This window comes from Nonomuraea glycinis (assembly GCF_014646515.1).
Classification (GTDB): Bacteria; Actinomycetota; Actinomycetes; order Streptosporangiales; family Streptosporangiaceae; genus Nonomuraea; species Nonomuraea glycinis.
In genome coordinates this window covers 1-13,187 of the sequence record NZ_BMNK01000012.1, presented here as the reverse complement: position 1 = coordinate 13,187, position 13,187 = coordinate 1, and the positions used below count along the sequence as shown (strand labels likewise).

13 protein-coding genes are annotated in these 13,187 nt (G+C 65.1%); 2 read left to right on the top strand and 11 right to left on the bottom strand.

All coding sequences use genetic code 11. The features are described 5' to 3' along the window. Window positions 1-100 precede the first annotated feature (100 nt). Entirely contained in the window at window positions 101-817 is a 717-nt protein-coding gene (locus IEY87_RS29225) for an HAD family hydrolase (protein WP_189142043.1), read from the top strand. On the opposite strand, the gene IEY87_RS29220 is transcribed toward IEY87_RS29225, so the two are convergent. The 10 genes from IEY87_RS29220 to fxlM all read right to left on the bottom strand — a co-directional run bounded on the left by IEY87_RS29220 (window position 811) and on the right by fxlM (window position 10,720). Next, a complete protein-coding gene (locus IEY87_RS29220) occupies window positions 811-1,698 on the bottom strand; it encodes an NsdA family TPR-like regulatory protein (RefSeq protein WP_189142042.1) in 888 nt (295 codons plus the stop codon). The genes IEY87_RS29225 and IEY87_RS29220 overlap by 7 nt on opposite strands. Window positions 1,699-2,286: 588 nt before the next feature. Continuing rightward, a complete protein-coding gene (locus IEY87_RS29215) occupies window positions 2,287-3,309 on the bottom strand; it encodes a DUF932 domain-containing protein (RefSeq protein ID WP_189142041.1) in 1,023 nt (340 codons plus the stop codon). Between the two features lie 108 nt (window positions 3,310-3,417). Then, the gene (locus tag IEY87_RS29210; RefSeq protein ID WP_189142040.1) at window positions 3,418-3,981 is read right to left on the bottom strand and encodes a hypothetical protein; all 564 of its coding nucleotides are present in this window, start codon (window positions 3,979-3,981) and stop codon (window positions 3,418-3,420) included. Between the two features lie 36 nt (window positions 3,982-4,017). Next, entirely contained in the window at window positions 4,018-4,911 is an 894-nt protein-coding gene (locus tag IEY87_RS29205) for a magnesium chelatase domain-containing protein (RefSeq protein WP_189142039.1), read from the bottom strand. A 5-nt stretch (window positions 4,912-4,916) separates the two neighbouring features. After that, complete coding sequence (locus IEY87_RS29200) at window positions 4,917-5,975, bottom strand: DUF4192 domain-containing protein (protein ID WP_189142038.1); 1,059 nt, start codon at window positions 5,973-5,975, stop codon at window positions 4,917-4,919. Window positions 5,976-6,044: 69 nt separating this feature from the next. After that, entirely contained in the window at window positions 6,045-6,344 is a 300-nt protein-coding gene (locus tag IEY87_RS29195; protein ID WP_189142037.1) for a hypothetical protein, read from the bottom strand. A gap of 69 nt (window positions 6,345-6,413) precedes the next feature. Continuing rightward, on the bottom strand, window positions 6,414-6,797 hold the full coding sequence (locus IEY87_RS29190; protein ID WP_189142036.1) for a hypothetical protein: 384 nt from the start codon (window positions 6,795-6,797) through the stop codon (window positions 6,414-6,416). A 436-nt stretch (window positions 6,798-7,233) separates the two neighbouring features. Further along, window positions 7,234-8,046, bottom strand: a complete 813-nt coding sequence (locus IEY87_RS29185; protein WP_189142035.1) for a hypothetical protein — start codon at window positions 8,044-8,046, stop codon at window positions 7,234-7,236. 736 nt (window positions 8,047-8,782) lie between these two features. Continuing rightward, complete coding sequence (locus IEY87_RS29180) at window positions 8,783-9,325, bottom strand: NUDIX hydrolase (protein ID WP_189142034.1); 543 nt, start codon at window positions 9,323-9,325, stop codon at window positions 8,783-8,785. 93 nt (window positions 9,326-9,418) lie between these two features. After that, window positions 9,419-10,720 carry a methyltransferase, FxLD system gene (gene fxlM, locus IEY87_RS29175; RefSeq protein ID WP_225277403.1) on the bottom strand — a complete coding sequence of 434 codons (1,302 nt, stop codon included), beginning with the start codon at window positions 10,718-10,720 and terminating at the stop codon, window positions 9,419-9,421. Between the two features lie 299 nt (window positions 10,721-11,019). Here fxlM and IEY87_RS29170 point away from each other — a divergent pair, with 299 nt between their 5' ends. Further along, window positions 11,020-11,367: a hypothetical protein gene (locus IEY87_RS29170; protein ID WP_189142032.1), complete on the top strand. Its 348-nt coding sequence runs from the start codon at window positions 11,020-11,022 to the stop codon at window positions 11,365-11,367. Window positions 11,368-11,454: 87 nt separating this feature from the next. On the opposite strand, the gene IEY87_RS29165 is transcribed toward IEY87_RS29170, so the two are convergent. Beyond that, complete coding sequence (locus tag IEY87_RS29165) at window positions 11,455-11,664, bottom strand: Flp family type IVb pilin (protein ID WP_189142031.1); 210 nt, start codon at window positions 11,662-11,664, stop codon at window positions 11,455-11,457. Window positions 11,665-13,187 lie beyond the last annotated feature (1,523 nt).

The window sequence follows — 13,187 nt, the reverse complement described above, 5'->3', positions numbered from 1 at the left end:
GGCAGTGAACGCTAGCGGGTTCCCTGGCCGGCGCGCGGCTAAGAGCGCGGCCGGAGCGGCCGGACCTACCGATTCCGTCCTCAATGGTTAGGCTCGTACGGTGAGCGCTGGGAAGACCTTGGTCCTGTGGGACATCGACCACACTCTGATCACCATCGGTGGCCTCAGCCGCAACATCTACGCCGACGCTTTCCGATCTGCGACCGGCCAGGCCATGCGGCAGCTCGCCGACATGACCGGCCGTACTGAGCGCGCGATCGCGGCGGACACCCTGCGCCTGCACCACATCGAGGCTTCCGATCAGCTGCTGCACTCGTTCGGCCTCGCCCTGGCCGAGTCCTTCCTGATCTTCGAAGAAGCGATCAGGGAACGCGGCCGGGTGCTGGACGGGGCGCTGGAGGCGCTCGCCATGCTCGCCGGCCATCCGGACGTCGTCCAGTCGGTGCTCACCGGGAACATGGAGCCGATCGCGATCGGCAAGCTCAGGGCGTTCGACCTCGATCGGTTCGTGGACTTCGACGCGGGGGCGTACGGGATGGACCACGAGGAGCGGCCCGAGCTGGTGCGGCTGGCGCAGCAACGGGCCACCGGCAAGTACGGGCACGTCTTCACCGCCGCCAACACGGTACTCATCGGGGACACCCCCAACGACGTCCTGGCCGGGCACCTCGGCGGCGCACGGGTGGTCGCCGTCGCCACCGGCTCGTGCAGCGCGGACACCCTGCGCGAGGCAGGCGCGGAGCTCGTTCTCACCGACCTCAGCAGCACTCCGGCTGTCATCCGGGCCATTCTCGGCGTGGCCGACGAAGCTCAGTAGGACGCCCGTACCTCTTCCGCCAGGTCACGGACCTCCGGCACCTTCTTGTACGCAGACAGGCCGTTCATGAACTCGGCGAAGCGCTCCCGCACCCGGGCCGAACCGATGGCGACCGATATCCGGTGCGCGCTTGCGCCTATGGCCGTGGCCTGCGCCACCTCGCCCTTGCTCAGATAGGCGGCGGCCAACCGGATCGTGTAGTGCGCCAGGTCTCTGACGTGATCCGGTGTCCTTGACCGTACGAGTGAGATCGTGTGCTCAATTTCCGAGATCGCGCCGTCGGCCAGTCCCAGGTCCAGGACGCAGGCGCCGCGTTGAGCGAAGAGCTCTATCTCAGTGACGTAGCCGACCCAGCGGGGCTCCCCCTCTCCCTCCTCGGTGGCGTACGCGGACTGGGCCAGATCGAGGTTGCGCTTGCACGCGTCGATCTCCCCGAGCCGGGCATGGGCACGTGCGGCGCGGTTGTGCGCGGTTGCCCGGGCTCGTGGAGACGTTCCCGCGCTGGTGAGGTCGACCGCGGTCCGGGCCAGGGCGAGTGCTCTGTCCGGCTGGGCACGGTAGAGAGCGTGCAGGCTCATGTAGCCGAGGGCGTGACCGGCCAGGGAAGGGTCGTCGGCCTCGTGTGCCGCGTAGATCGTGGCGGTGAGGTATCGGCTGGCCTCCGCGTGCCTGCTGGCGTCGATGGACAGCCAGCCCGCGATCTGGGTGAGACCCGCCATCGCAAGATACAGGCGACGTCTGTCGTCCGTGCGCAGGCTGAGCGAGCTGAACAGGCCGGCCGCCGCCTGGGCCTGCTGTGCCACGACCTGACACAGTTCGTTCCCGCCGAATTCCGCGTCGAGACGGTACAGCCGCCCGAGCAACGCCTCAACCGACTCCACGGTGAATCCAGGAGGAAATATCCCATTCCCGGCAACCGGAGATCTCAGCAGGGAAACAACCTCATCTTCCTCCGCGACATCCGCAAAGAGTGATTTCTCCTCAACCTCCAGAGCTCTGCTGAACAGCAATCTGTAACGTTCGCTCGGTGTGCCGATCTTTCCTGATTCCCAGCGACGGATGGAGCGTACAAGCGCTTCGTGATCCGGCAAGGGACCCGTACCGCCAGCGACTTCACGCAGCTTGCGGGCCATCGTGTGCACGTCCCACAGGCGCGCTTTACGCTCGGCCCTGATGCGTGCGGACCAAGAGGAAACCATCGGACAAATACCTCCGGAAGTTCGCACATAGCGCACGGGCTTTATCTGCCAATGTTAAAGAGGGCGGATGCGCGGCGCGATGCAAGCGGCTTTATCTCGCGGGAAGAGCTTCGCTCAACCCTTTTCCTCGTACGCCACTCTCGCGGCCGAGGCTTGCTTCGCCTCATCCGTGAACAATCCAGCGACCTGGAACATAGCTTGATCATGGTTGGCCATCTCTGGCATAGGGCGGCTCCCGCTGAGGCGGGAGCCGTACGGGCTGGTCGATCTTCAAGCCGCGCTGGTGAGCGGGCGGTCCAGCACCGTGGACAGCGTGCGCAGCGTGCCCCGGTCGAGGTCGTCGATGCCGCCGGTCACCGCGCGGAGCATGTTGCGTTCCGCTCGTACGGCGCCACGGACGTTCTGCTCGTGATGGGTGAAGGTGTTGATCGCCTGGACCACACCCCAGGCCGTGCCGCGCCATGGCGCTACGCGCAGGTCGTGGTTCCAGAGCTTTGCCAGAGTGTCGCGCCTGTTCTCGGCCATGGTGCGACCGCGGCCTTGCTGATTGGGCATCGGCGTGTGGGCGTCCAGGAACTTCAGCCACTGCCGGCCGGTGACCTCCACCCGGCACAGGTCCCGCACCGCTGACGAGAATTCGTCGGCCAGGGCGTAGACGATGTTCAGGGCGTGGCGTGCTTCGGCGAGGCGGAGTTTCGAGTGCCGGGAGTGCTTGATCTTGACATGCTGGCCGCTCTCTGCCAGACCGGCCGCCATGGTGTTGTCGCACACGACGTTGGTCACGGCCCGCTTGAACGTGGTGGCCAACGATCCGTCGAACGACGTCGCCGCGAAGAGATGCGGCCGGAACTCGACACCTTCGGGGGTCACGATGTTGTCGGGGACCTCGACCGATACCCAGGCCACCGCTCCGCCCTTGAGGAGACCTGCCGACCCGATCGACAGGTCGGCGTCCAGCAGTCGGGAGACGTTGTTGATCAGCCATTCGACGTAGGGATGTGGCTCATAGCTGTCGGAGAAGATGCCCATGACGTGCCCGTTGTCGCTGCGCAGGATCGCCTGACGGTCCGGTACCTGCGCGAGTCCGCCGCGCGGGTCTTCCACGTAGATCGGCTGTGAGAGGGCCTTCCAGCCGAACAGCCGCCGCTTGACGTCGTCGACCGGGATCGGGCCTACGTAGTGGTTGAGCTCCTCGCCCTGCATGCTGGCGCGGTAGTGCCAGGCGGTTCCGCGCTTGCCGGTGAAGCCGATCAGCGTGTTGGCGTTCAGCCACTCCAGAGACTCCCTGGACATGTTCTTCTCCGTTTCGATGGATATGAGAAAGGCACCGGCATGAGCCGGTGCCCGCTGGTGTCACTGAGGGGTGGGATGTGCCTTTTCGGCTCGTCGCACGTTGCGCGCTCACATGGAGCGCTGTTGGATCGCGTACGCGACGCGTTCGGTCAGTTCACGGTCGGCCATGCGGATCTCGATGGAGTTGCTGGTCGTGTCGCCGTACACCGCGAACGAGCCGGAGGTCGCGCCGAGTCTCCACTGGAGGACGGTCTCCCGCTGCTTCTCGGTGAACGTCGCCCCGGGCAGCATGGTCAGCAGGGTTTCGACCAACTCGGCCCGGGTGGCTTCCTCGGCTTTCTGGCCGCTCAGCCGTGCCCGGCAGGTCGCCAGGTCCCGTAGGTAGCCGGGGAGCAGCCCGCGTGCGATCTTCTTCGCGACATGTTCGGGGCTCCGGGTCGCTGACACGGAGATCTGATGTCGCCGCAAGTCCGGAAACAGGCTTCTGTATCCGTCGGGGTAGACGCCGAGCACCGTGATGCGTCCCTCCTGCCTCCAGAGCGGGTGGACGACGAGTCGAGCCCCTTCCGGACCGATCAGGTACGCGGGATGGCCAGGCCGAATCTGCGGGGTGAACCCGTCCAGATGTACGGCGATCTGGATCACCAGATCGTCCACTTCGGAATCGTTCATGGGCGTACTCCTTCGAAGGTTGGACATCTCGCCTTTTCACTGCTCTTGCGTGAGCTGTGCCTGATCGGCGAGGAAACGTGGGACGTCCTGGCCGGGCTTGGCGCACTCCAGGCAGCGGCAGCCGTACCGATGAATCTCGGTGGGATGGAACAGCTGCAGGCGGCTTTCCCACGGGGCCGGACTGTGCGGTTCGTCGAGCTCTACCCGGACGCGCCCGCTGTCGGTGATCTCGACGACGGTGCCCGGGTAGTAGAAGGGCGACTGATAGGGCTCGGCCCACCACGGGCGTATCGGGATGCGGAGGAAAGGCCGGACCAGCACCCGTTCACCGACCCTTGTCACCTGCCGCGCCCTTCGATCCACCTGGATGGGCGGCGTGACCCTGGCAGGCGTCGGCCGAGTGGTGTCCTCGCCCGGTCCGTCTCTCAGCCAGGTAAGGACGTCGATGAGGCAGGCAGCGGGGATCACCTCAGCACCTGGGACTTGGGCGGTGATCTCCGCGAAGAAGGCAGGGACCACGACGGTGGTGAGTCCGCCCTCTACGGCGGCACTGATGGCGGGCAGCACGCCGCGGACCGGACGGATCCCGCCGTTCAACCCCAGTTCGCCGAGGAATACCGTCCGGGCAAGCCGTTCCGGCGGGGCGTTGCCGGTGGCGGCCAGGAAGGCGACCGTGAGCGCGAGATCAGCGGCGCTGTCATAGACCGGGATGGTTTCCGGGTGAACGCTCACCGTGACCTTGGCCTCCGGCCAGGCAATGCCGCTGTTGAGGACGCCAGCACGCATCCGTTCACGGGCCGGCCAGAGGGAGCGTTCCGGGATGCCGATGAGATGGAGTCCGGCCGGGCCGGGCTCCGCGGTGGCTTCGATGTCCAGGATGCGTCCGGTGACACCGATCAGGGCCGCCGAGTGGGTGGCCACGGATGTCATCGCGCTCACCATCCCTCGGGCAGCATTGGCCGGGCGCCGTCCGGGCGTCGCCGCGCGCTGGCTTCGATCGCCTCGGCCATCTCGGCGAAGTTCATGCCAACAACAGCCGATGGGGGCACCCCGTAATCGAGGGCCGTACGGATCAGGTTCGCGAAGCTGTAGTCAGGATCGACCGAAAGTGCGCGCTCGACGGCGATACGCGCCAGCGCCCCGTCCCCAATGCGCAGCGCGACGAACGCCAGCAGGGAGGCGGGGGCGGCAGCGAACTCGGACGGAACCCTGCGGGTGACCTCGGTCCAGCACCGGATGTGGACATCGTCGTCGTGTCGGCCAAAGAAGGTCATGGCCGCATCGCGGACGGGGATCCCGGTGAGTCGTACGCCTAGCGTGGCGATCTCATCGGTGTCCAGGTTCTCGCCCGCCTGCACTCGGTCCAGCGCCGCGGAGATATGGTCGACGCCGTCGCGGTACCAGTCGTGATCGGTGTCGATCGGGGTTCGGGTGTGGGCACACGCGGCCTGGGTGGCGACTTCTACCTGCGCTCGGTCGGGCCCGTCGGGTGGATCCAGGGTCGCGGCCAGCGCCGCACGATCGGGTAGCGCTACGAATCCCGCCAGTACTGCGGCGGCCGCGGGCACACCGCTGGACGCGTCGACGGGGACGCCGTCCGGAGGGCAGCAGGTGACGTTCGTACAGGTGTAGGACCAGAAGCGTCCCTCATCAATGCGCAGCGCGTCTCTGATGTCGATCCCGGTGCGGTTCAGAGCTTCGGTGGCGGCGTCGATCACCGGTGAGATCCGGGCACCGGGACCGTATCCGAGCAATACCACTCGGCTGACGGCGTTACGGATCAGGACGCTGGTCAGATGATCGGCCAGTCTCACCGCGTCCGCCGAATCCTTGGGCAGGTTGAAGCGCATCACTCCGCCGAGGGTCGACTTCTCGCCGTCGATCATGGTCACCACCAGACTCAGCGATGGGTGAAATCCCAGCACGTACGGCACTACGGAGATGAGATCGGCCGGTGAGGTGACCCGAATGGTCTGCTCAGATTCAGTGGTCATGAACAACCTCCAGACAGGAGAAAGCCCCCAGCGGATCGCCAGGGACCGATAAGGACAGATCAGGGGGTTTCAGCAGCGTTCGACCCGGACACCGCCGCGCGTACCGAGGAAGACTCGGCGATCGGGATAGTCGACCGCGTCATGGGAGCCGTACAGGGAGATCTCGCAGTCCTCGCCCACGCACGGGGTGAGCACAGCTGCTGGCTCACGATCTAGGAACGCGAAGCGGGAGCGCTGCCAGTAGCCGTGCCGGTGCCGCTCGGCCAGCTTGGCCCGGGCATCGGCCAGGGACGAGAACTCCTCCAGATCATCGAGCTCGGGCGGGCCGTATCCGTTACCGCCGTGCCAGAGCCCGAACCAGACCGCCATAGGTGGTCTCCTTTCTGTGAGCTGGTCAGGGAGCGCGCCGTGCGCATGGAATGAGACGGCGGCCCGTCGCTATCGGCGGCGCGCCAGATGATGCGGTCTTACGCTGATGCTGATCGTGTGGATCTTGCAGTCGCAGCAGTCCAGGGCGTCGACGAAGCAGCGAGAGCAGCGGATCAACCGCGTGCGCCTTCCGGATGGCCGGTGGGTGTGCGTGGCATCGATCCACAGGTGGGTGTTCCGCAGGCAGCCAAGACAGGTGATCGTCTCGGCGCCTGAGGGCATCGGCGTGAGCGCTGCCGTCAGAGCGTGCTCGGGCTCGCTCTGCGGGTCAGTGGTGACAACCAGCGTTGTGGTGATCGCGCCGATCGCGGCCACTCTCATCACCTGGCCGCCGGTGGACACCGTCAGGTCCCCTACGGTCCAGACCGGACGGTCGGCAGAGTTCACCTCCATCGAAACGCTCCTTTTCGGTAATTACCCGTTTGGGTGGCCCTGCCGTACCTTCCGGACGTAACTTCATGTGGCTGGGTGAGGCATTCGCGACGCTTTAGCGGCGCGAATTGCTCTCATTTAAATACGGTGGCCGGAACGACTCGACCGTCCGCGCTCGGCAGCATTTTTTGTTTCGCGTACCGAGCGAACGGTGAGCCGTTCCGGCTGCCGTAGCTGTTCACGGCGCAATCAGGTGGGACCGGAGAACAGCACATGAGAGCGACAGCGCCGTTCGTGTACCGGCGAATCTCGCTCTCATATAAATACGGGGCGCGAGACGGCCCAACCGTCCAGCATTTTCAAGATTTTCGCCGCGCTGCTTACGGCGGATAATGCGCATTGACGCCATGAGAAAGGGCCCCAGGGTAGTCCCTGGGGCCCTTCTTGCGACCTATTGTCAGTCGTCCATGGTTTCGGTTCCTCCGTGGACCAGCGCGCTTCTCGCGTCGTCGAGGCGCTCCGCCAGTTCCTTCCACTCCGCCCGCGCGGCATCGCGTACCCGGATCACGTTCCGGCGGGACCCGTACGCGCCCCCGTAGCGTGCCTGAGCGATCGTGCTGAGAATCCCCGCGCGCCCCAAGTCGTCGGCCTGAGACGCCATGTCCATGGCCTCAGTGATAACCGGGAAGTCCTCACCGTCGCCGAACGCCTGTCGGAAGATGGCCGCGCTGTTCTGCGCCACGCAGAACGCCACAGCGGCGCGCGTGACGTTCTCGGCGTGCGGCAGACCGCGCATGAGCTGGGCGCCGGGCGTGGCGTCGACCTCCCCCGGTGGAACGTCGATCCGGTAGCCGTTCCGCGCGGCGGCATCTCTCACCGCCCACCGTCGCAGCGTCGTACGCGTGATGGTCATCTCACCGCCGTCGCGCCGGACGTAGATCCACGCGGGTTCGGTGGCCGTGCTTTCGGTGGCCGTCCGGCACGACGTGGTGATGTCCCGCAGGCGCTGCGCGAACAGCAGGACCGCATCCTGTGTGACGTCGTCCGACACGTCGTCGGTGCCGTAGGGCGCGTATCCCTGCTTGACGATGGTGGCGCTCCCGTCCATGCGCTTGCGTGACCGCGTGGCGTCGACCGTACGGCAGTAGCCGCGCGCCAGCTTCCGAATCTCCGCCCAGTCGTCCGGCGTCACGTGCGCCATGTCTTCCGGCGTGAGCTTCTCTCCTGGCACGTTCGCGGGGACGCACTTTCCGGGAATTCCGTTCGACACGATCCTTCTCCGATCCGATCTCACGCGACACCATTCGTATCGCGCCTTTCTTTTGTCACTTCAATTGAACATCGGAGCGGCTATCGGATCAACGACATTCGGCGTTTCTTTGCGATGTTTCCCCAGGTCAACCAGTAAAAAGTGAGTAGGATGCCGAGAGTTGCAGCTGCGAAATCGATCGATATTTAGAAGAGGAAAATCGAAGCCTGGTTGGAAAGAAAATAATACTGAGGCGAAATTATATTGATTGAAAGTGGTGAAATAATACACAGGCCGACCCTTCCCCTCCTTTGATTACATGGGCGTCCGCCTGTCAGTCGGGCCAGCGACCGGTCGGGGGCATTGCCGGCCGACCTGGGGCAATGGCGTCATCTCCTCGGCCACTCTCAGCCGGCTACCCACCGGCCTATGATCGGCCACCCGACTGGCCAAGGTTCTGTTCGCTGGAGACACAGTCAGCGAGCACAGCCGGTGAGGAGGCCCGCTCAGAGGAGTTCCACCTCAGCCGGTGACATCCCGATCATTTCGCTCACCATCGTGCTGCTCGCCTTGCAGATGGTCCGGCGGATGAACCGCAAGCCGCCCGCCTCGCATAGCTCGTAGAGCGTCTCGCCACACTCACACATATGCTTCTTCACTCTGATCCGAGTACACCTCTGGGCTGGCTCTCTCCGTTTGTTCCGCAATGTGGCCCACACGATCAGCACGCCACCGCAAGGTAGAGAAGTTTCACCCGTCAGACCCAGTTGTAGTTGTCGTCGGTGACGGCGGGCAGCTCAGCGTCTCTGACGGCGGCCCGCGGGTGGGCGAGGGCGGCCAGAGCGGGACCGATCGGCGGGAAGATCGGCAGTTCGGCTACCCCTCGGTAATCGATCCACTCGATGACGCCCAGTTCGTGACCACCGTCGGGGAGCCTGTCGTACTCGTGGTCAGCGAGAGTCGCGCGTACCACTGTGGTGATGTGCAGGCGGTAGATGAGGTGCAGCTTGCGGGGCGGCGGAGTGGGCCCGGGGCGTGAGACGCGCTGGTCGACCAGCCACAGCAGTTCTGGTTCGGTGGCGTCGTCGAGGTCGAGGTGCAGTTCCTCGGCCAGCTCCCTGCGGAGCGCGTCGGGCAGAGGTTCGCCGGCTTCGACGTTGCCGCCGGGCGGGGTGTAGTGGATCGAGGTGGCTCGGTCGCGGCGGATCAGGGCGACGTCGGTGTCGCAGAACACGAGCGCTCCCGCCCGGATCTTGAGGCGTGAGAAGGGCGCCGGCCCGGAACCGGAGTTGATCGTCATGACGGCCGATATCCCCAACCAGTCGGGGCAGCACCCTTGCTCAGCACCGGATCTGCAGCTGAATCGCTGCCGTCTTGCTTTGCCGTCGCGGCATCAGGTCCAGGCCATGACCAGTTGTGTGTGTCGCTTCGGGAAGATCCTGCCCATGGTCGGGTTCGGCACTGCGGCGCCGGCGGGGTAGAGGGTGAAGCCAGGGCCCGGACCCTTGCGCCGGTCGCGGTCCCACGTCCGCACGTGGGTGAGGAGTCGCTGAGCGAGTTCGGCACCACTGCGCCCGTGCCCGTGGACACCGAACTCGTGGCGTGGTGTCTCGCTCTCCTGGTCGCGATGTCCGTCGCGGATGGTGAGGTAGGCGAAGCTGTCGGGCATGATGAGGGCGGGGCAGAACCACCGGACGGCAAGCCTGACGAGGTCGCCGGCACGGTCAGGGTCTCGCCAGATGACGCCGAAGGTGTCGTCCACGGTCGCGAGCCACAGATGCAGCGTGTCGAACGGCTCACAGCCGCCGACCACCACGCCGGTCCACAACTCAGTCCGGTCGCCGGCCAACGCCTGATTCTGCGCGGCGGTGTCGAGACCGGGACCGCCGTCGATCGTCAACGTCACCGCTCCATCAGCAAGCGCCGCCATCTGCTCCCGGTGAGCTCCCGACCCCTGCATCGGTACGAACCCACACACCGTCGGGTCCAGCCCGACGAACCGGTTCCCATCCCGGATGAAGGTGATCGACCTGGTGATCCCACTGAACCGCAACGGCACGACCATCCGGCCCTCTGGGGCGAGCAGAGGTCCCCATGGACAGTCCCACGCTCCGACGGTGACGACGATGGCGTCGAAGGGACCGAATTCCTGGGCGGCATGCTCGGCATCCCCCAGGACGACCTTCACCTGCGGGTAGCCCGTCTCGGCCAGGAAGCGAACAGCTCGCTCGGTGACGAATGGGTCGATGTCCACGGTGACCACCAAACCCTCAGGACCAACGAGCTCGGCGATGAGCGCGGCGTTGTAGCCACCACTGCCGACCTCCAGCACTTGCGCCCCGGGCATCAGCCGCGCGGCTTCGAGCATCTCCGCCTGGAGCCAAGGCGCGCTAACGGAACTCGTCGCCTTGCCGTCGGCATTGCGTTTGGTGATGACTACGTCCATGGCGGAGTAGACGGCAGACAGGGACGCTTCGGGAGCGAATTTTTCGCGCGGCACCTTCGCGAAGGCTGCCGCGACCTCGGCAGAGCGGATCGAGCCCCGCTTCTGCAACTGATCGACCATGTCCGCGCACAGGCGGCCAGAGAGCTCCGATGACACTGTGTCCTGAGTCACGTGCGCAACGTTAACGCGACCGTGCGACAGTTCATGGGAAGGGCCGCTTCGGGGTGAGCTCGGTGCGCTGACAGCCATCGAGGCTCTCCTTCAAGGAGTGGACACAAGCCGCCATGCGGTGACAACACCCCATCAATCGCTATTCATGGTCAATCCGGTTGAGGCGGCGGGGCCGAGTGGCGCTGTCGAGTGTTGTAGCAGGTGAACCTGCGCCTCGGCCTCGAGCACAGGTAGGCCGACCTTCATGTGTACGCGATGCCCGCCCCAACCTCTAAGCACCTTACGCATTCATTCAACTACTTAGAGTGATAGTTTCAGATGTGTCAAGAAGCGGAGGATGCATGACACCACGATCAGGCGAGGCGATCACGGCGCTGATGATCGCCAGTCTCACTCTCGGAACGGCAGCACCAGCCTTGGCGGCGGCTTCGGGCTGGAGTGACACCCACGCCAGCGGACGCGTCAGCGTCCCGGCCGATCGAGCGTCGATCAAGGTCTGCGACGGCAAGGTGGACAACGTCGCATACAAGGCCGTCTGGCACAACGACAACCCGATCGACGCGAGAGACCCTTTCGAAGTACGGGCTCCCCAAGGCGGCTGCGCGACCGACAGCTCACTTCTCGGCTCGGTCAAGGTCTTCAAGCTCTGCCATGGGCAGATCGGCGCCAACAAAAAGGTCACGTGGAACGGCTGCAAGGCAGCCGTGTGGCCGGGCGGACGCTGATACCAGCTGAACCATCGGTCCTGCCGAGATAGCACCGAACCGACGGCCTCCCCCGCCAACGACAAGGGAGGCCGTCAACCTTCGAGATCAGGTGCCGCCCAGAGTCGTCTGGATCTCGCCCTGCTTCTGCTCCACCACAGTTTTGATCAACGTAGCCAGGCCCAGCGCGACGCCCGCGATGATGGCGGTGATGATCACCCATTCAATGGCCGAAGCTCCCCGCGTGGGAGCGGTACGCGCGCGCTGAATCCGTACGGCCAGGCAAACCCGCAGATAGACAATCCAGGGATGGTTCATGGACCTCGAGATCCTCCGTAGCCGGGACACAAGGGAGGTCATGAGGCGCGCCCACAACCACACCGGCCCATGACACTCGATCACTCAATGCAATCAATAACATGCATAGTGTTACTGAAATCGTCAAGAGGAGCGAACGGAATCGCTTCTGAATCTGGGACCCCATGTGCAGGGATCTCCGCCCGGACCTGCGCACATTCACCGGCGCTCAGCGATGGCGGTTCATGTGGTCAAACAGTGCCTGGGGGTTGGGGGAGGCAACGCCAGGGGCGGCGAGGCAGGCTTTGAGGTAGCGGACGCGTAGGCGGGTTTCGTCGGCGTGGCCGAGTTGGAGCAGCAGGCGGATGGCAACCCTGGCCGCGCCTTCCAAGTCGGGATCGAGCGCGCACTCCTGATCTAAGACCTCCTGCGCCCGCTCAAACCGACTCGCTCTCCCATGAAGAGCCCAAGCTGAAGGAGTGCCTTCATGCTCTCCACCGTCAACGTCCAGCCGTGGTCCTGATCGAACCAGCTGTACTTGTGGCCCTGGCCCAACCGTCCGCAGCTCGCCAGGGCTGTCCGAGCTGAACCAGTCCTTCACCGTACGGCCCCTATCGCGATCGGAGGATCGGCCTGGCCGGCCGACGCCGTACCGGCTGGGCCAGGAAAGCGCGCTCAATCTCCCACGCCTGCTGCTCCAACTCGTCAGCCGTGAACGACTCGATATGCGGAGCCGACGCAAGATAGGGGCCCTTCGGCAAGGCCCAGAAATGACCAGTGTGCTGGCCGTACCAGACTGTCCAGAACGGCAGCCGCGATGCGAGCAACCGCACTCCCTCTGCCGCGTCCGTCTCGTCCACGAACGGTACCCTCCTCAACGCCGCCGATCGGATCGAGTCCCAGTAGAAGGGCCGCACCCACACGCTGGGAGGATGACAATGAGGAGCATCAGCGGACACGGTTCGTGTTCGGGCCAAGTGAGAAGCGGACAAGCAGAGAGGACGCTGGACAAGACGCCGCCGCAGAGCAGCACTTCCCTCCGACGCTCCACCTCACCTACGTGGGAGGTGACAAGCAAACGCGTCACCCAGCAGGTCTTCTAGCCAATCCCGCAGGTCCAGCCTGGTGTCAGAGCTGAGGATCCAGGCGGTAGGGCCCTGCAGTCGCTCGCACCGCTCCGGGGGCAGCGGCTCAGGACGGGATGCATGATCTGATTCCGGGCCAGGCGGATGTCATCGGTTCGTTGGATGAAAGGGTTACAGTCAATCTGCCAGCTGAGTTTCGGCCAGATGCCCCTATCTCGCCGCGTAAGCGAAGCGAACACTCGAAGCAGGTAACGGCACCCAACATGAAGCACCCCACAGCTCAGCAACTAAAGGAAAACAGCACATCCCGCCGGCAAAACCGCAGGTGAACAAGTGTCGGCCCCGCGCCCGCGGGGATGGTCCGGAGTGTCATCCGGCCAGCCCTCCTCCCCCGGCGTCGGCCCCGCGCCCGCGGGGATGGTCCCCTATGTACGCCCGTGGGTGGCTCCCCCTTCGCGT